Below are 17,597 nucleotides of genomic sequence, written 5' to 3' on the forward strand. Positions count from 1 at the left end.
AGAAGGTTCGCCTTTGGTTTGTCGGGGCCGCCCTCCGTGGCGGCCCGCGTGAGGCCAACGATTCGACAGAGCAACGAACTGACGTCCCCCGCTCGCCGCATCGCACCGAGACGCACGGAACACACGCATGCCCCCAACGCTGGTCCAGGTCCGCGACCTGCACAAGTCATTTACTCGCGGCACCGAGCGAATTGACGTCCTCCGCGACCTGACGCTCGACGTCGGCCGGGCCGAGTTCCTCGCGCTCATGGGGCCGTCGGGCTCGGGCAAGACGACGCTGCTCAACCTGATCGCCGGGCTCGACCAGCCGACCGAGGGGTCGATCACCGTCGGCGAGAACGTCATCTCGGGGATGTCCGAGAGCGAACTCGCCCGGTGGCGCACCCGGCACGTCGGGTTCATCTTCCAGTTCTACTACCTGCTCCCGGTGCTCACCGCCTACGAGAACGTCGAACTCCCGCTCCTGCTGCTCCCGCTCACGAAGGAGCAGCGCAAGAAGCAGGTGACGACCGCCCTCGACCTCGTCGGCCTGGCGCAGCGGATGGACCACCGCCCGGGGCAGCTCTCGGGCGGCCAGCAGCAGCGCGTCGGCATCGCCCGTGCGATGGTGACCGACCCGGAGCTGATCGTCGCCGACGAGCCGACCGGCGACCTGGACACCAAGAGCGCCGACGAGATCCTGAAGCTGATGGAGATCCTCCGGGCGCAGCTCGGCAAGACCATCATCATGGTGACGCACGACCCCAAGGCCGCCGCCCGCGCCCAGCGCACGCTGCACCTGGAGAAGGGGCAGTTGGTCCTTGAAACGATTGCGGGTTAGGGAGTTGGGGGTGGGGATTGGGTGTTGGGAAGACACCGAGCCCCGCGGATGTCTGTCGTTCCCAATTTCCAACCTCCGATCTCCAACCACCAGGAGTGGCGATGTTCGGCCTGCCGACCGACGGGATGACGCCGACGGGGCTCGACCCGTCCATGTTCCTGCTCTCGGGCTACCTGCTGGGGCTGCTCGGCGGGCTGAACCTGCTCGCGCTCGGCCTCGGCGTCGTCACGCTGCCGGTGTTCTTCGTGGTGCTGTTCGGCGTCGAGCAGGTCGCGCGGGTGGTGTCGAACGCCACCGGGTGGTTCCCGGCCAAGCTCGTGCTGTACATGTTCCGCGGCCTGCGGCGGAGCCCGCTGCGCACCTCGCTCACCTACATCGCACTGTTCGTGCTGACGCTGGTGCTGTCGATGATCTACTCGGTGCTCGTGTTCATCGGCCGGGTGACGACCGAGAAGGAGGCCGACTTCAAGGCCATCGCCACGCACAAGACGATCATCCCGAGCCAGATGCCCCGGGCGCACTACGAGGAGTTCAAGCGGCAGCTCGCCAAGCTCCCCGAGGGGACGCGGCCCAAGAACGGCGACGCCGACATCATGGCGTGGTCGTTCTTCCTCGGCACCACCGACCCGATCAGCAAGCGGCCCGACAACAACGTGTTCGCGTTCTGCATCGAGCCCAAGAAGATCCTCACCATGATGGACGGGCTCGACGAGCTGACCGGCAAGGAGAAGACCGACCTCGACGCGGCCGTCGCCGAGATGGAGCGGGACCCGCAGGCGATCGTGATGAGCCGGATGCGGCTCAAGAAGATGAACCTCCAGATCGGCCAGACGATCAAGGTCACCGGGCTGAACTATTCGGACCTCGTGTTCGACCTGCGGATCATCGGCGAACTGCCCGACGGGAAGTACGACAACATCTCGTTCATCAACTCCGCGTACCTGTTCCGGCAGCTCGACGCCTGGAAGCTGAACAACCCGAAGAACCGCACCAGTGACCCGCACCCGATGGACGACAAGTGCATCAACCTGCTGTGGGTGCGGCTCCCGAACAAGGAGGGGTTCGAGCGGCTCGCGGCGGCGGTGAACGACACCGGCAACTTCAGCAACCCGCAGATCAAGCTGGAGACCGCGTCGAGCGGGTTCGGCACGTTCCTCGAAGCGTTCAAGGACATCCTCTGGGGCATGAAGTACCTGATGGCCCCGGCGATGGTGGCGATCATGTGCCTCGTGATCGCCAACGCCATCAGCATCGGGGTCCGCGAGCGCCGCACCGAGATGGCGGTGCTCAAGGTGCTCGGGTTCCAGCCCCGGCACGTCCTGTTCCTGGTCGTCGGCGAGGCGGTGCTGGTCGGCCTGATGGCCGGGTTCATGAGCACCCTCATTGCGTTCAAGCTGATCGGGAACCTGAAGCTCCAGATCGCGTTCTTCGGCGCGTTCTTCGTGCCGGCCGAGGTGCTCCTCTACGGCCCGCTCCTCGGCGCGTTCGTGTCGGTCGCCGGGAGCATCCTCCCGGCGATGAACGCGAAGAACGTGAAGGTCGCCGAGGTATTCTCGAAGGTGGCGTGAGGCCCGATGGCGCGTCTGGTTCTGGCCCTCCCCCCTGGTGGGGGAGGGTGGTCGCGCTTCGCGGCCGGGTGGGGGGACGCCTGACGAGGTGTTGAGCCTTCGCCCCCCACCCGCTCCTCGAAGACTCGGAGCGACCTCCCCCACCAGGGGGGAGGTCAAGACACGGCTGCGCCTCCGAGCGGTGAGCGCTGCCCCTAGATTCAACACGACGGACAACGATGGACACCAACCTCAGCCCGTTACCCTCGCTCGCGGCCGGCCCGGGGCTCCCCGCCCGCGTGGTGAAGCAGGCCGTCGTGTTCGTCCGCACGGTGCTGCGGCTCATCGGCACGCTGTTCGTCATCGGGTTCTCGCTGCTCCCGCTCGCGGCGCTGCTCGTCGCGCTACCGGCCGTGTCGCCCAACGAGGCCGTGCTCACAGATACCGTGCGGCCCGCGCGGTCGTGGCTCGTGCGGTCGATGCGGCGGGTGCTCGCGTTCGGGGCCGGGCTGGTCGTGCTCGTCGCGCTGTTCGCGTTCGCCATCGAGTTCACCAGCCGCCTGCCACTACCACCGGGCGGGCAACTGGGCACACTCGCCAAGAAGGTGCTCGGCTCGGCCGTCGTCGACCTGCCGTTCTTCCCCGACGACCCCGAACCGCCCACGCTCCCCGCCGGTACGACGTGGCTCACGCCCAAGGAACTCCTGGAGCGGCAGAGGACGCTGCGGCAGTCGGTCGCGAAGCCGAACGCCGACCCGCTCCTGCGGACCGAGGCCGAGAAGGAACTAGCGAAGGTCGAGGCCGAACTCGCCGAGCGGACCCCGAACGTCGCCAAGCTCCGCATCATGCAGGACCCGGTCCTCGCCCCGATCCTGGCGAAGCCGCTGTGGACACTGCTGCCGCCGACGCTCGTGCAGCACTGGCCGTTCGTGTTCCTCATCGTGTACGCGACCGACCTCGGCCTGCTCCTGCTCATCGGCAAGGTGCCGCTGTCGTACAACCTGCGTTACCTGTGGGTGCGGCGGCGCGACACGCTACTCACGGCCGTCGTGTTCACCGTGGTCGTCGCGCTCGTCGTCGTGCTGCTCGCGTTCGTCAACGGCATGTACCAGCTCAACGAGAGCACCGGCGTGCCCGGCAACGTGCTGGTGCTGTCCGAGGGCTCGACGGACGAGATCTTCAGCAACCTCGGCCGGTCCGACGCGAACGACATCGAGCGGGTGACCGTGGACCGCGACGCGGCCGGCCGCCCGTTCCCGAAGCCGGTCGGCGTGCAGCGCGTCAGCACGGGTTCCGACGGCAAGCCGCTGGTCGGCTCCGACGGCAAGCTGATCCCGCTCCCGGCGAACGCGCCGGCCGAGGTGCGGGACAAGGCCGCGTACCTCGCGAGCCGCGAGTCGTTCATGGTGATGAACCAGCCGGTGCCGGCGAAGCCCGGCGCGGCGGCGCGGCGGCGGCTGCTCCAGGTGCGGGCGCTGGAGAACCCGCACGTCGCCGGGGCGGTCCACAACATCGGCCTGTACCCGGGCGGTAAGTGGTTCCCCCCGAACTCGGTCGAGACGGTCGGCGGCAAGACGTACCTCGCGTGCTGCGTCGGCGAGGGGTCGGCCGGCACGCTCGGCGAGGACGTGGGCAAGCGGCGGCTCGAACCGGGCGACACGTTCAACCTCGGCGACGAGGACTGGATCGTGTCCGGGGTCATGAACACGCAGGGCACGACCTACGGCTCGGAGATCTGGACCGGGGTGAACAACACCGTGGTGACCGGGGCCGGCCGCGGGAACAAGTACACGACGATGGTGCTGCGGATGGAGGAGAACACCGACGCCGCGTCGCGGGCGATGGCCTCGTTCCTCAGCGACAACTACACGCAGGTGAAGCTCAAGGCGTACTCGGAGCCGGACTACTACAAGGAGCTGACCAAGACGAACGAGAGCTTCCTCGTGTGCATCGTGATCGTCGCCGTGGTGATGGCGATCGGCGGCGTGTTCGGGGTGATGAACACGATGTTCGCGTCGATCGCGGCCCGCATCAAGGAGGTCGGCGTGATGCGGATCCTCGGGTTCAAGCGGTGGCAGATCCTCATCGCGTTCATGCTCGAATCGCTCACCATCGCGTTCGTCGGCGGGCTGCTCGGGTGCATCCTCGGCTCCTTCGCCAACGGGTTCGAGGCGACGAGCAACCTGAGCGGCGGGCAGGGCGGCGGCAAGAGCGTCGCGCTGAAGATGATCGTCGACTTCCAGATCCTCGCCGCCGGGATGCTGTTCACGCTCGTCCTCGGTCGGCTGGGCGGGCTCGTCCCGGCGCTGTCCGCGATGCGGATGGAGATCCTCGAATCGCTGCGGTGACTGGGGGGATCGATATCCTTCCGAGCCCGAGCGCCGAGCGAGGGTTCACGCTCACCCCTCGCTCGGCGCTCGGGCTCGGACCAAGACCCGTGATCATCTGGGATGGGTGGGGCAGACATTCTTGTCTGCCTCCAACCGCCTCCCGCGGCAGGCAAGAATGCCTGCCCCACCAAACCAACTGCATCGCTGAGCTGGGCGTATCACACAAAGACAATCCCGCTGCCGCAACCGGCCGGCCCGCGCCGGTGGGGCGTTCGTGGCGTACACTTCACACGCTCGACGCCCGCCCGCCGACATCCGCCCGCCGCGCTGCCCGCCTGCCGGTCCTTCCGCCCCGAGCGTTCTGATGCGATTGCTGCTCTCCCTCAATTGCGCCCTCTTCGTGACCGTGGCCGCGCTCCGAGCCGACACGCCCGGCAACGACCCCGACCAGTACGAGGAGAAGCTCGTCGCACGCGCCACCGAGCGGGCCGTGAAGGCGATCAAGTCGGACCGCGTGCTGTGGGTGAAGGAACTGGAGGCGGCGTTCCCCAACCGCGTCGGCAACCCGACGAAGGACGAGGACTACGCGGCGTGGTTCGCGCTCGTGGCGGGGAAGGGCGACGAGTGGCGGCGGGCCGACGCGACCGGCGGGTTCGCGGACCTGTTCGACAAGGTGGTGCAGCGGCTCGAACTCGGGCCGGTCCCGTCGATCCGCCGCGACGAGTTCCAGAAGTACGCCCGCCGCGCGCTCGTGCCGGGCCAGACCGCCGGGGCCGAGGCCCACGAGGACGCCGACCGGGCGTTCCGCGTCCTCGACCGCGACGGCGACGGCGTGCTGGCCCCCGCCGAGTTCACCACCAAGCTCCGCGACGACCGCCTGCGGGCCGACGCCGACGGGAACGGCCGGATCGACCGCGACGAGTACCGAGCGCACTTCAACACCCGGGCGACCGCGGCCGCGGACGTGCTCGCGGCGAAGGCGGCCGAGGCGGGCGGCAAGCCGGCCGGCCGCACGGGGAAGGGCGGGGTGCCCGACTGGTTCGCCGACCTCGACGCCGACAAGGACGGCCAGATCGCGCTGTCGGAGTGGCGCAAGGCGGGCCGGGCGATCAACCTCTACCTGGAGATGGACCTCGACGCCGACGGCCTGCTGACGAAAGAGGAGTACCAGCGCTTCGCCCGCCAGAAGGAGCAGGCCGAGGCCAACGACCGCCGCACCGAACCGCCCTCCGCCGTCAAGCAGGCGGTGAAGTGACCGCGCTCACGACCCGGGGTGTGCGAGTGGATCGGACTTCGGCGCGCTTCATCAGGATGCCGTGTAGCACGACCATGAGTCGTCGGTTTCACTCAAGTCGGTTGGCCAGGAGAGCGGTTCCGCCTGCCTTTACCCGGTGATGAACTCGGCCTTGTGGGCGCGCACGTACTCGGCCAGTCGCGCTCGTAGGGCGTGTTGCATGGGCTCGTAGATGTACTCGTCGTCGAACCACTCCAGGTCCAGCAGGCCGAGGGACTCCTGGAACGCCTCCAGCATCGGGCGGCCCCCACCCCGGCCCCACTCCGCCCGGAGGGCGAGCCAGCGGTTCTTGTTGCCGGCCAGTTAGTTGCTCTAGCGCCCGCTCGTAGTTGGCCTGGAGATCCGGCATACCGAGGGCACCGAACCACCCGGCCACGTCGAAGGCGAATCCGCCGCAGTTCCAGAAGAACTGGGTGACGCCGCCGTTCATCACCTGCTGGTCGAACGCCTTGAGCTGGATGAGCATCCGCTGCCCGGCCGTAAAGCCCTCGTCCCGCCCGTCGCCCCAATCGTCCGGGTGGATGAGGGCAAAATAGTAGTTACGGATCGGGCACTCGTGGTCCGCCGGGATGGCGTCGAACTCCGCGTCGGACATCACCCGGCGACGATCAACTTCTGCCACCCGTGCTCCCTCCCTCTGCCGCCGAACTCTGATGATGCAGCGCCGCGCCGGCACTACTCCGCTGTGTGCGTCCGTCGCACGTTCGCAGAATAGCACAGCGACGCGGGTTCAACCACCGGGGGAGTCACCCGGACCGGACCGCACCGCACCCCGAGGCCACGACGTTGGCACCTCGCAGCCCCACGACGCGCCGAACTGTTCCGGGGACGCATCCCGTGGCGGTGTGAACGGCTCGACAACCGCCGTCAGCCCGGCCCGCGCCGCCTCTTCTCGCAACCGCTCGGCACGGGCCGGGTGGCACACCCCGAGTATCCAACCCGGCACCTCACGCGCGCGTTCGATGGCTCGTGCGGGCTGCCAGTCGCGTACGCCGACCAGCAACCGCCGGATCACCACTACCTCGAACAGCGACGCCACCCCGTCTCTCCACCGCGCGACAACCTGCACGTCCGGCGCATCTGGCAGGGGTGTCACGTACACCGATGCCAGGGCGTCGTCCCCGAGTTGTGCCGCCTTGAGGTCGAACGGGGTCGGGCAGGTGAACCGCACCACGGCCCGGATGCCTTCAGGTAGGACCAGTTCGGCCGGCGCTTCGCAGATGTCGAACACGAGGTGCCGCAGTTGTTCGATGTCCCACGTAGCAACGATGGCTTCGTCCCGTGGGTCGATCACCAGGGTCGCACGCACCGGAAGCTCGATTGGTCGCTTCGCCTCACCCACCGCGTGCCCTCCGTCGCCGAACGACAAACTCACCGGCTGGCAGAGCGCTGGAGCGTTGAACACCAGGAGGCCAATGTGCTCTGCCGGTCAGGCACCGCGATCGGTTCAGCGTTAAACGCCACCATGATACAGGTACAACCTGCCCGCGCCGGAGCGAACCTGGCTGCACCACCTGGTCAACTGCCGGAGGACGACGACCAGGTCATCGCGGTCGAACTCCAGACGGTCGTGGCCGCCCTCCAACTCTGTGACCGGCTCGCCAGCCGCCGGGGCGTCGTCCGCCGCGGTGCAACTGAACCGTCCTGTGAGTTCGAGCCGTGGCGGACCGGCCGCCAGTAACTCCGCCCACCCCGCAAACACCCGCTCGGCGACCCCTGCGCCCTCGAGTTCGATCAGCGTCGGTCCCCACATGCACAGCCCGCGTTGCCGCTCGCCCCGAGCCGGGTTGGTAGTCGGTATCCAGGCCAGCGTATCTTGCACGTACCGCACGAAGTCGTCGTGCAGGTGGATGGCACGCGGGTCGTTGATGAATCGCAGCAGTTCCCACTCGCCGTCATGGTCGCGGTCGAGAAGCAGGAAGTCGTGATTGAGGCTCACTCTCCCGGAAGCCCTCTGGTGGCCGAACTGGGATCATCCAGCGCCGCACCCGCACCAACCCGCTGCGGGTGCGTCCGGGCCGCGTTCGCAGGGTAGCACAGCGATGCGGGTTCAACCACCGGGGGAGTCACCCGAACCGAGCCGCACCCCGAGGCCACCACGACGGTGGCCAATCGCGAGAGGCCAACCAGGCGCCGACAAGACCGCTCGCGAGACCGACGGGCAACGCGAGTGCCGCGGCCCCGAACACCAGCCACACCATCAAGTCGAAGTGCTGAAGGCTATCCCCGTCGGGGCGCTCAAACCACATGTCGCGAGTGGCCCACAAGCCGATGCAACCGGTGAGCAACGTGCCCAGTCCTATCACGCTCCCGAGAACGAACCCGATAACCCCCTCAACAGCCGTTTTCATCCGGTGAACCTCAGTGGCCGAACGGGGACGACGCACCGCCGGCACTACTCCGCTGTGTGCGTCCGTCGCACGTTCGCAGGATAACGCGCCACTCCGGGTTCCGCCACCGCGTGGGGCCGGGGTTCCGGTCGAGGTGCCGACGGGCTATCGTTCAGTCGCGGCACGTCGCACAGTCGGGCCGCGTTACCAACGGGACCGGTATGGCTGCCGAGCAAGCACTCGCCCTCGTCGTCCGCGGCACGGACTGGAGCGAGACGAGCCGCATCACCACGCTGTTCACCCTCGAGTTCGGCAAGGTCCGGGCGCTGGCCAAGGGCGGCCGCCGCCTCAAGTCGAACTTCGACTGCGCGTTCGACCTGCTCACCGTGTGCCGCGTCGTGTTCCTCCGCAAGGCGAGCGGCGGGCTCGACCTGCTCACCGAGGCCCGCATGGAGGAGCGGTTCCCGGTCCTCCGCACCAACCTCCCGGCCCTCTATGCGGGGTACTACGTCGCCGAGCTCCTCTCCGACGGCACGCAGGACTACGACCCGCACCCCGAGCTGTTCGAGGCGGCCCTGGGCACCCTGCGGGACCTGGGCAACGGGGCCGACACCCGCGACGCCGCCACGGGATTCGAGCTTGTGTGGCTCCGGGAGCTGGGATATAGCCCGCGGCTCGATGCGTGTGCAACGTGTGGGGCGGATGTGGTTCCGGCGGGCGCGGCGAGGGCCGCGTTCAGCCCGGCCGCGGGCGGGGCGCTGTGCCCGACCTGCGGGCCGGCCGCGCCGGACCGGCGGTGGCTCTCGGCCGCGGGGCTCGCCGCCCTGCGGGACCTGGCCGAGCCGCCGGACCGCGGGGGCGGGTTGCCGGTCCTGTCGCCGGGCGTGCGGGCCGAACTCCGGCCGCTGCTCGGGCAGACGGTGAGCTTCGTCCTGGGCCGCCGGCCGCGCTTGCTGGGGTACGTCGACGGGTGATCGTCCGGGGCACGGGGGTTCGCACGATGGCCGGTTCAGCCGAAACGAGTGGGCGGGCGACGCGACCGTGGCTGGTCGCGCTCGCCGCGGCGTTCGCGGTGCTCGCTCCGGGGTGCAAGACGAACTTCAAGGAGCAGGGGCGCGCCCTGCGGTCGATGTTCCTCGACTCGGCCTACGAGGACCCCGAGGCCCAGGCGAAGTTCGCCGCGGCCCGCGCGCTGTACGACGAGGGGAACTACTCGAAGGCGATCAAGGGGTTCCGCGAGCTCGCCGACAACCGGTCGAACCCGGCCGGGATGCTCGAGGACGCCCGGTTCATGCAGGCCGAGTGCCGGTACGCCGCCGGCGAGTACCCCGAGGCCGTCGACACGTACCACAAGCTGCTCCTCGACTTCCCAACCGGGGCGCACCGCCGCGAGGCGTGCGGCCGCATGTTCGAGATCTGCGACTACTGGCTCGACGATTTCCGCAACGAGATCACGCGGCGGCAGGACGAGACCGGGGTCATGAAGTGGCGGCCCGAGTGGAAGAACCCGCTCGACAAGACCCGCCCGTGGCTCGGCCAGGAGGGCCGGACCCTGGAGGCGCTCGACCACATCTGGACCCACGACATGACCGGCCCGACCGCGGACCGGGCGCTGTTCTGGTGCGGGTACGTGAACTTCGTCCGCGGGAACTTCCAGGAGTCCGACCACTTCTTCAGCACGCTGTGCGAGATGCACAAGGAGAGCCCGCTGCGGCCCCAGGCGATGGCGTACGCGATCCAGGCGAAGAACAACGCGACCGGCGGGGCCGAGTACGACGGCCGCAAGTGCGCCGAGGCGCTCCAGCTCGTCCACACGGCCGAGGCGACCGTCCCCGAGCTGACGAAGAACCCGGAGATGGTGGACAAGCTGACCCGGGCCAAGTTCGCCATCCGGTACCAGCAGGCGGAGAAGGACTTCCGCATGGCCGAGTACTACGAGCGGACCGGGCACCCCGGCTCGGCGGTGTTCTACTACGAGCTGGTCCGCCGCCGGTACGCCGGGACCCGGTACTCGGAACTCGCCGGCGAGAAGAAGGAGCACCTGGTCGCGCTCATGAAGGAGGGCAAGCCCGCCCCCGGCCGCGACCCGTTCGCCATCGTGCAGGCCAAGTGGAAGGAAGTGTTCAACGCCCCGCAGGCGAAGCCCGGCGAGGAGGCCGCCCCGCCCGATCGCCCGCCCGTGACCCCGGCCGGCGGCCCGCAGCCGCTGCCCACCGGGGCCGTGCAGCCGGGGCCGTGAGGCCGGGAGTGTGAGTTGAACCGGGGGACCCACCTCCCCCGCTCGCCACGAATCGGAAGGGCCCCATGCCAGCACCCACCCGCCGCCGGTTCCTCCGCCTCGCCGCGCTCGCCCCGCTCGGCGGGCTGCTCGGGTGCCGCGGCACGCCGTCGGTCCTCGGGTACAAGCTCGGGGCCGGCGCGCTCTACGACGAGAACATCAAGACGGTGTACGTGCCGATCTTCGTGAACCGCGCGTTCCAGACGAACCCGTACCGCGGGTTCGAGAACGACATCACCAAGGCGGTCATCGACGAGATCGGCCGGACCACGTCGTTCCGCGTCACCTCGGACCCGGCGCGGGCCGACACCGAGCTGCTCGGCGTCGTCTCCCAGGTCTACAAGGGCATCCTGAACCGGACGCAGCAGAACCAGGTCCGCGAGGGCGAACTCGTCGTGAACGTGGACGTGGTGTGGCGCGACCTGCGGGACGGGACGATCCTGTCGGCCCCGCGGGGCGGCCGGCCGCCGGTGCCGCCCGGCGCGATCGACCCGAACAGCCCGCCGGTGCCGTTCGACCCGAGCATCCCCGTGCCGCCGGTCGCGTGCGACCCGGGCCAGCCGGTCCCCGTGCGGATCACCGCCACCGGCCGGTTCATCCCCGAACTCGGGGAGACGAACACGTCGGCCATGAACATGGTCCAGAACCGGATCGCGGTGCAGATCGTCTCGATGATGGAGAAGCGGTGGTGACGTGGAGCGGGCCGCGGCAATCGCCGCGGCCCGCGTCGTCATTGGAACCGGTAGCGGAAAGGACCGCGCCTCTGGGGGGCAGGTCAGGTGGCCCCCCTCACCCGCCGCTCGAAGACTCGCGGCGACCTCTCCCCGTCGGAACGGGGCGAGGTGGGGCTCACCGGTTTTCTCGTGTGCGAGGTGGCCCGGTCAGCGGCAGAGAGGGCCATTCGCACCACCTCGCCCCGGCTTTGCGGGGAGAGGTCGCCGCGCCTCGCGGCGGGTGAGGGGCGACCACGCACGCCACTCACCCGACACGTTCCCGCACTCCGCCTCCTCTTTAGCTGAACAGTTCGTCCACCGGCTTGCCGCTGTCCACCAGCTTCATCGGCCGCTGGAGCGGGGTCATGACCTCCTTGTTCGGGTCGATGCCCAGCGCGTGGCAGATCGACGCGTGCAGGTGGCTCACCTTGACCGGCCGGTCCTTGGGCAGCATCGCGTCCGCGTCGGACGAGCCGATCACCTGCCCGCCCTTCACGCCGCCGCCGGCGAACAGGCAGCTGAACACGCCCGGGTGGTGGTCGCGGCCCGCCTGCGGGTTGATCTTCGGCGTGCGGCCGAACTCGCTCAGCACCACGATCATCGTCTTCTTGAGCAGCCCGGTCTCGGCGAGGTCCGAGATCAGCGCCGCCAGCGCCGGGTCCATCACGTCGCCGTGGTCCCGCATGGCCGGGAACGCGTTCGTGTGGACGTCGAACCCGCCGCGGTTCACCTGCACGAACCGCACGCCCTTCTCGACGAGCCGGCGGGCCAGCAGGGCCGAGCGGCCGAACTCGCTGTCCCCGTACTTCTCGACGACCTCGGGCTTCTCCTTGCGGACCTCGAACGCCTCCAGGGCCGGGCTCCGCATGAGCTTTACGGCCTCGGTCAGCGCGGTCTGCGAGCCCGCGACCTCCTCGCCCGGCAGCGCCGCCGCGGCCTTCTGGTTCATCTTCTGGAGGATGTCGAGCCGCTTGTTCCCGCGGACCTCGGTGATCCCGGCCGGGAACGCGAGGTACGGGTCCTTCTCGCCGGGGCGGCCGACGAAGTACGCCTCGCACGCCTGGCCCAGGTACCCGGCCTTCGGCGCGCCGCCGCCGATGGTCACGTAGGCCGGCAGGTCGCCCAGGCTCTTCCGCTCGCTCACCACCACCGAGCCGATGCCCGGGTGCTGGAGGTTGGCGCTCTGGGCGTAGCTCGTCTGGAGCTGGTACGTCGCCCGGCCGTGGTCGCCGTTCTGGCCGGCGATGCTGCGGACCAGCGCGACGTGCTTCATCTGCTGCGCGAGCAGCGGGAAGATCTCGGAGATCTGGACGCCGGCGACCGACGTCTTGATCGGCTCCAGGTCGCCCTGCACGTCGCGGCCCGGCTTCGGGTCGAACGTGTCGATGTGGCTCATGCCGCCGCCGTTCCAGAACAGGATGACGTGGTCGGCGGTGGCCTTCCGGTCCTCGCCGGCGCGGGCGACGAGCGTGTTGACGTTCATGCCGAGGAACGTGCCGGCCGACGCGCCGACGAAGGCGCGGCGGTTCAGGCGGTAGCCGGTACAGGGGGTCGAGGCGGTTCGCATGACGGTTCCTTTTGGGGTGTCTTCAGGTCATCAAGTCGTTGAGTCGTCAAGTTCGAGCGGGTGCGTTGCTGCGGCACCAAGTCGCCCGATCGGGGGGTCCGCACGCGGGGTGCCGGACCTGACGACCTGGCGACTTGATGACTTGCGACTGCGTCAGGGGATGAACCGGAACTCGTTGCTGTTGAACAGCGCCCAGCGGAGGTCCGCGAGGCCGTCGGCCGGGGTCGCGCCGTCCCGCACGATCGCGCGGGCGTCGCTCAGCTCGTCCGCGGTCGGCTCGCGGGTCAGCGCCTCGCGGTACACGAGCTTGATCGCCGCGTCGACGTCGGCCTTCGGCCCGACGATCAGCGCGAACACGGGCTCGAGCGGGCCGACCCGGGCCGCCTCGTTGGTCAGCTTGCCGTTGAGCATCATCAGCGCCTGCCGCATCGACGGGCTGTGGTCCCGGCGCTCGTCGAGCGCGCCGCGGTCGGTCTGGCCGAACACGCGGAGGAAGTGGCCGGTCGGGGCCGGGCTGGCCATCCGCATCGAGCTGGTGAACCGCGGGTTGTCGTCCACCAGCGCCTTCACCTCCTTGGTGACGTAGCGGACGCGGGTGCCGGCCGGCATGGTGCCGTTCTTCATCATCGCCTCGGCCTCCAGCTCCTCGGCCGACTTGGCAGTCATCTTGTCCACTTCGAGGCTGTCGCGCTTCTTCAGCGCGTCCTTGAAGTCGACCTCGATCCCCTTCTCCAGGTCGTAGCTGCCGGCGACCGTCTTCGGGCCGCCCATCGCGGGCATGGCCGGCATCGCGTCCCCGCCGCCGAGCTTCGGCTTCGCCGGCTTGGACGGGTCGTCCTTCACGGCGACCGCGACCTGCTGGTACGTCACGACCGTGGTCATGTTCTCGCCGGGCCGGTGCTTCGGGGCGAACAGGTGCCCGGCCTGCACGATGCTGTCGAACAGCGCCTCGGACCCCATGCGCCGCGGCGGGGTGGCGGTGAACGCCTTCTCGGCGGCCTGCCGCTCGAGGGCCGGGAGGCCGCCCGGCATGTGCCCGCGGGCGTACGCCTGGGTGCGGGCGATTGTGGCGACCAGGAACCGGAAGTCGTACCCGCTGGCGACGAACTCGTCGGCGAGGAAGTCGAGGGTCTTCGGGTGGCTCGGCGGGTTGTCGTCGCGGAAGTCGTCCACCGGGTTCACGAACCCGCGGCCGACCATCTCGGCCCACACGCGGTTCACCATCGCCCGCGAGTAGAACCGGTTCCGCGGGTCGGTGACGGCCTCACCGAGCTTCCGCCGCAGTTCGCTCGACCGGTACAGGTCGCCCTCGAGGTCAATGGCCTTGATGCCGGCCTTCGCCTCGTCGACGACGTTGAGCGGGTCCTTGGCCCCGGCCGCGGTCTTCGAGCCGTCGAGCAGGTCGTCCACGGTCGTGCCCCTGGTGGCGGCCGCGGCCCTGACCGCGGCCGCCTCGGCGGCGCGGCGCTCCGTGAGCCGGGCGATGTGCCGGCTCGGGCCGTCGCCGGCGTCGAGCTTGTACGGGAACGCCGCCGCCACCGCCTTGCGGGCCTTGCCCTGGGCCTTGTCCTCGGGCGGCCACAGGATCACCGTCTCGGCCCGCTCGTTGAGGAAGATCCCGAGCACCTGCATCTTGATGCGGTGCTCGACCCGCTGGGTTTTGCCGAAGAACGCGGCGAGGTCGTAGAACTGCTCGCGGGTCCACACGTCGAACGGGTGGTCGTGGCACTGGGCGCACGAGATGCGGACCCCCATGAACACCTGCGACACGACCCCGGTGAGGGCCAGCGGGTCGGCGTCGTCGCCGAGGATGAACCCGGTCGTGGGCTGGGTGCCGGCGCGGCCGGCGGCGGCGAGGAGCTTGCGGGTCAGCACGTCGTAGGGCACGTTCGCCCGGACCGCCTCGTGGATGAACGCCTGGAACGCCGGGCCGCCGTCGGCCCCGTACCGGACCCGGAGCAGGTCGCCGTAGAACACGGCCCACCGGTCCGCGAACTGCTCGCGGGCCATGAGTTCGTCGACCCACTTGCCGCGGCGCTCGGCCGCGGGCAGCGCGAGGAACTTGGCGATCTCGGCGTCGGTCGGGATGCGGGCGTTGAGGTCGAGGGAGACGCGGCGGAGGAACGCGAGGTCCCCCACGGGGCCGGCCTCGCGGGTCTTCGGGCCGGCGGCGTTCTCCGCGGCGAGGAGCGCGTCGGCGCCCCGGGCCGCGGCGGCCGGGTCCGGTGCGGGCGGGCCGGCGGCCCGGGCGGTCGCGGCCGCGAGGCCGAGCGCCACAAGGGCCAATGCGAGCTGGCGAGTGGACACCGCTTCTCCTCCTCGGTGAAGTTGGGGCGGGGCGACCGGGGCGGTCGCTCGGCGGGTGCTACGACGGTCGCTCTTCTTCGATCACGTGGACCACTTCGCCGCCGGCCTGGCTGACCGCTTCCATGATCGGTTCGAAGGTGGCGGCGAGGGTCTCGTGGTGGATCTTCAGAACGACGCTGCGTTCGGTGGGGGGCTTGTCGCCCAGGAGGGCGGCGACCTTCTCGGCCAGGTCGCGGAGCCCGATCTGCTGGCCGTTCAAATATACCCGATTGTCCCGGTCCACGGTAACGGAAATTAGAGGGTTCTTGATGACCTGCCCGCCGGCGGCCTTGGCCGGCACCCAGTCGAGCCGGTTGCTATCGTCCTGCGTCTTCGCCAGGATCAGGAAGAACAGCACGAGGTTGAACGCGATGTCGGCCATCGACACGTAGGGCGGGGTGACGTCCAACTTTCGGCGCGCGAACCGCATGAGAGCCTCTTGTCTGGGGCGAGCCGGGAGCGTCAGCGACCGGAGCGGGCGTTAACGTGGCCTCCGGTCGCTGACGCTCCCGGCTCGCCTCGAACGACTAACGCACGACTACCTGTTCCTCTTCCAACTGGAGCGTGATCGCGCCGCCGGCCTGTTCGATCGCGCCGGTCACGCGGATCCAGTGGCTGTACGGCGCGTCCTTCGCGCTCTTCACGACGACGATCTTGTCCTCGGGGCGGGTCTTGCCGGCGAGGAGGGTCGCGAGCTTCGCCTGGACCTGCGCGGTCGGCACGTCCTCGCCGTTGACCTTCACGTCGGTGCGGCCGATCGCGACCTCGATGTTCGTGTTCTTCTGCTCCGCCGCCTTCTCCTTGCTGGCACTCGGCATCTGCTGCGGGCGGCCCTTCTCGTCCTCGGCGGTCGAGGCGCAGACGACGAAGAAGATGAGCAGGTTGAAGGCGAGGTCGGTGAGGAGGTTCAGCACCCAGGCGGTCTGAGCCCCGCCGCTGCCGCCCCCGACGGGTCCGGCGGCCATGCGTCAGCCCCCCTTCTTGGCGAGGGCCGCGGCGGCCGGCGCGGCGACGGCCGCCACGGTGGCGGTGCGGGCGGCGTCGGCGGCCGGGGCGAGGCGCAGCACCAGCGCTTCCACCAGTTGCGACGCGGTTTCTTCCGCCTCCAGGATGTGCTGGCTGACGACCGACGTGAAGTAGTTGAAGAACATGTACGCCGGGATGCCGACCATGAGCCCCCACACGGTCACGATGAGCTTGAGCTGGATGCCCGCAGCGGCGACCTTGATGATGTTTTCGCCGGCCTTCATGTTCGTGATGCCCTGGAACATGAGCACCATGCCGACGACCGTGCCGAGCGACCCGAGCATCGGGGCGACGCTGGCGACCGTCGAGAGCACCGGCAGGTTCTTCTCGAGCGCCGCGGTGACGTGCGGGGCGTAGTCCTCCATCGCCTTGACGACCTGCTCCTCGATCTTGGCGGGGTCGTAGTTGAGCTTCTTGAGGAGCTTGTACCGGTGGATGCCGACGGCGAGGATGGCCGGCACCGGGCCGTGCGCCTGCGCGCACAACGCGATCGCCTCCTCGACGCGGTCCTGGTAGAGCAGGTCGAGCACCTGGGTGCGGAGCCCCTGGCCGTCGAGGCCGATGAGCCGCAGGGTGCGGAACCGCTCGATGACGACCCCGGTGCCGATGATGGCGAGCAGCAGGATCGGCCACATGAAGATGCCGCCGTCGAACATGTACCCGAGCGCCCCCGAGTGGAGCAGGTCGGACCCGGCGGCTTCGGCGAAGTGAGGCATAGTGTTTAGTGTTTAGTGTTTAGTGTTTAGTAAGCGGACACATCATCCGGGGCGGGAGCGTTCTTGGCCGGGCCGCCCCGAGGGGGTCGCCCAATTGAAGCGAGGTAACCGTTCAGGGCCGGAGCAAGTTGCTCGATCAGACCGTGTAGCGATGCTGTCTCGTCGGGGGTGATCAGTTTCCTTTTGAATGCCCGGCGCAACCAGTTCTGCGTCTCGTGAAGGGAGCCGCGAGCGATCCGAACGAACCGGCGATTGTCCGCGGGGCTGTGTCGGCCGCTCCCCTCCGCGATGTTCGCGCTGATGCTGTCCGCGGCCCGGATCAGTTGCTTCCCAACCGTGTCGCGGGCGAGAACGCCCCACTTCACCACAATCGACCAGACCGTATCGGCCAACTCCTCGGCGAGGTTGTAGACCTTGAGGTCCTGGAAACGAACGAAGGGCATGGGGCACCCGGGTTCGCGATTAGTGTTTAGTGTTTAGTGTTTAGTGTTTAGTGTTTAGTGTTTAGTGGTTAGTCCGCAATTCGTGTGCGTATTGAGGCTCGTGAGCGCCATCGCCTTGACCGCAAGGCACGCTTCGGCGAGTCACTTAAACACTAAACACTAAACACTAAACACTAAACACTAAACA

The 17,597-nt window shown here is 69.0% G+C and carries 16 protein-coding genes and 1 pseudogene; 7 read left to right on the top strand and 10 right to left on the bottom strand.

Annotation, left to right across the window (positions count from 1 at the left end; translation table 11 throughout):
• Positions 1-127 precede the first annotated feature (127 nt).
• From ACTIGN_RS32260 to ACTIGN_RS32275, 4 genes are all read left to right on the top strand, one after another.
• Positions 128-820 (top strand): ABC transporter ATP-binding protein, encoded by a 693-nt coding sequence (locus ACTIGN_RS32260; protein WP_439631728.1) that lies wholly within the window; start codon positions 128-130, stop codon positions 818-820.
• Between the two features lie 101 nt (positions 821-921).
• On the top strand, positions 922-2,388 hold the full coding sequence (locus tag ACTIGN_RS32265; protein WP_439631730.1) for an ABC transporter permease: 1,467 nt from the start codon (positions 922-924) through the stop codon (positions 2,386-2,388).
• Between the two features lie 218 nt (positions 2,389-2,606).
• Positions 2,607-4,715 (top strand): ABC transporter permease, encoded by a 2,109-nt coding sequence (locus ACTIGN_RS32270; protein ID WP_439631732.1) that lies wholly within the window; start codon positions 2,607-2,609, stop codon positions 4,713-4,715.
• Positions 4,716-5,061: 346 nt separating this feature from the next.
• A complete protein-coding gene (locus ACTIGN_RS32275) occupies positions 5,062-5,952 on the top strand; it encodes a hypothetical protein (RefSeq protein WP_439631734.1) in 891 nt (296 codons plus the stop codon).
• Positions 5,953-6,081: 129 nt separating this feature from the next.
• On the opposite strand, the gene ACTIGN_RS32280 is transcribed toward ACTIGN_RS32275, so the two are convergent.
• The 4 genes and pseudogenes from ACTIGN_RS32280 to ACTIGN_RS32295 all read right to left on the bottom strand — a co-directional run bounded on the left by ACTIGN_RS32280 (position 6,082) and on the right by ACTIGN_RS32295 (position 7,930).
• The gene (locus ACTIGN_RS32280) at positions 6,082-6,228 is read right to left on the bottom strand and encodes a hypothetical protein (RefSeq protein ID WP_439631844.1); all 147 of its coding nucleotides are present in this window, start codon (positions 6,226-6,228) and stop codon (positions 6,082-6,084) included.
• Positions 6,229-6,307: 79 nt separating this feature from the next.
• A pseudogene (locus tag ACTIGN_RS32285) lies at positions 6,308-6,586 on the bottom strand (DMP19 family protein); the annotation flags it as partial.
• A gap of 135 nt (positions 6,587-6,721) precedes the next feature.
• Positions 6,722-7,333 (bottom strand): hypothetical protein, encoded by a 612-nt coding sequence (locus ACTIGN_RS32290; RefSeq protein WP_439631736.1) that lies wholly within the window; start codon positions 7,331-7,333, stop codon positions 6,722-6,724.
• Between the two features lie 111 nt (positions 7,334-7,444).
• Positions 7,445-7,930, bottom strand: coding sequence for a hypothetical protein (locus ACTIGN_RS32295; RefSeq protein ID WP_439631738.1), 486 nt, complete (start codon positions 7,928-7,930; stop codon positions 7,445-7,447).
• 612 nt (positions 7,931-8,542) lie between these two features.
• Here ACTIGN_RS32295 and recO point away from each other — a divergent pair.
• The 3 genes from recO to lptE all read left to right on the top strand — a co-directional run bounded on the left by recO (position 8,543) and on the right by lptE (position 11,291).
• Entirely contained in the window at positions 8,543-9,295 is a 753-nt protein-coding gene (recO, locus tag ACTIGN_RS32300) for a DNA repair protein RecO (RefSeq protein ID WP_439631740.1), read from the top strand.
• A 26-nt stretch (positions 9,296-9,321) separates the two neighbouring features.
• Entirely contained in the window at positions 9,322-10,560 is a 1,239-nt protein-coding gene (locus ACTIGN_RS32305) for a tetratricopeptide repeat protein (protein ID WP_439631742.1), read from the top strand.
• Between the two features lie 65 nt (positions 10,561-10,625).
• Entirely contained in the window at positions 10,626-11,291 is a 666-nt protein-coding gene (gene lptE / locus ACTIGN_RS32310) for an LPS assembly lipoprotein LptE (protein ID WP_439631744.1), read from the top strand.
• A gap of 319 nt (positions 11,292-11,610) precedes the next feature.
• On the opposite strand, the gene ACTIGN_RS32315 is transcribed toward lptE, so the two are convergent.
• From ACTIGN_RS32315 to ACTIGN_RS32340, 6 genes are all read right to left on the bottom strand, one after another.
• The gene (locus ACTIGN_RS32315; protein ID WP_439631746.1) at positions 11,611-12,879 is read right to left on the bottom strand and encodes a DUF1501 domain-containing protein; all 1,269 of its coding nucleotides are present in this window, start codon (positions 12,877-12,879) and stop codon (positions 11,611-11,613) included.
• Positions 12,880-13,032: 153 nt separating this feature from the next.
• Positions 13,033-15,186 carry a DUF1553 domain-containing protein gene (locus ACTIGN_RS32320; RefSeq protein ID WP_439631748.1) on the bottom strand — a complete coding sequence of 718 codons (2,154 nt, stop codon included), beginning with the start codon at positions 15,184-15,186 and terminating at the stop codon, positions 13,033-13,035.
• Between the two features lie 58 nt (positions 15,187-15,244).
• Positions 15,245-15,655: an ExbD/TolR family protein gene (locus ACTIGN_RS32325; protein ID WP_439631750.1), complete on the bottom strand. Its 411-nt coding sequence runs from the start codon at positions 15,653-15,655 to the stop codon at positions 15,245-15,247.
• Between the two features lie 97 nt (positions 15,656-15,752).
• Positions 15,753-16,190, bottom strand: a complete 438-nt coding sequence (locus tag ACTIGN_RS32330) for an ExbD/TolR family protein (protein WP_439631752.1) — start codon at positions 16,188-16,190, stop codon at positions 15,753-15,755.
• A 3-nt stretch (positions 16,191-16,193) separates the two neighbouring features.
• Complete coding sequence (locus ACTIGN_RS32335; protein ID WP_439631754.1) at positions 16,194-16,967, bottom strand: MotA/TolQ/ExbB proton channel family protein; 774 nt, start codon at positions 16,965-16,967, stop codon at positions 16,194-16,196.
• 26 nt (positions 16,968-16,993) lie between these two features.
• A complete protein-coding gene (locus ACTIGN_RS32340; protein WP_439631756.1) occupies positions 16,994-17,410 on the bottom strand; it encodes a four helix bundle protein in 417 nt (138 codons plus the stop codon).
• Positions 17,411-17,597: the final 187 nt, after the last annotated feature.

It is taken from the genome of Gemmata sp. (assembly GCF_051859125.1).
Classification (GTDB): Bacteria; Planctomycetota; Planctomycetia; order Gemmatales; family Gemmataceae; genus Gemmata.

Coding starts and splice junctions, on each gene's coding strand:
- ACTIGN_RS32265 (WP_439631730.1), top strand. CDS start 922: ATGTTCGGCCTGCCGACCGACGGGATGACGCCGACGGGGCTCGACCCG.
- ACTIGN_RS32330 (WP_439631752.1), bottom strand. CDS start 16,190: ATGGCCGCCGGACCCGTCGGGGGCGGCAGCGGCGGGGCTCAGACCGCC.
- lptE (WP_439631744.1), top strand. CDS start 10,626: ATGCCAGCACCCACCCGCCGCCGGTTCCTCCGCCTCGCCGCGCTCGCC.
- ACTIGN_RS32280 (WP_439631844.1), bottom strand. CDS start 6,228: ATGCTGGAGGCGTTCCAGGAGTCCCTCGGCCTGCTGGACCTGGAGTGG.
- recO (WP_439631740.1), top strand. CDS start 8,543: ATGGCTGCCGAGCAAGCACTCGCCCTCGTCGTCCGCGGCACGGACTGG.
- ACTIGN_RS32270 (WP_439631732.1), top strand. CDS start 2,607: ATGGACACCAACCTCAGCCCGTTACCCTCGCTCGCGGCCGGCCCGGGG.
- ACTIGN_RS32335 (WP_439631754.1), bottom strand. CDS start 16,967: ATGCCTCACTTCGCCGAAGCCGCCGGGTCCGACCTGCTCCACTCGGGG.
- ACTIGN_RS32275 (WP_439631734.1), top strand. CDS start 5,062: ATGCGATTGCTGCTCTCCCTCAATTGCGCCCTCTTCGTGACCGTGGCC.
- ACTIGN_RS32305 (WP_439631742.1), top strand. CDS start 9,322: ATGGCCGGTTCAGCCGAAACGAGTGGGCGGGCGACGCGACCGTGGCTG.
- ACTIGN_RS32315 (WP_439631746.1), bottom strand. CDS start 12,879: ATGCGAACCGCCTCGACCCCCTGTACCGGCTACCGCCTGAACCGCCGC.
- ACTIGN_RS32325 (WP_439631750.1), bottom strand. CDS start 15,655: ATGCGGTTCGCGCGCCGAAAGTTGGACGTCACCCCGCCCTACGTGTCG.
- ACTIGN_RS32260 (WP_439631728.1), top strand. CDS start 128: ATGCCCCCAACGCTGGTCCAGGTCCGCGACCTGCACAAGTCATTTACT.
- ACTIGN_RS32340 (WP_439631756.1), bottom strand. CDS start 17,410: ATGCCCTTCGTTCGTTTCCAGGACCTCAAGGTCTACAACCTCGCCGAG.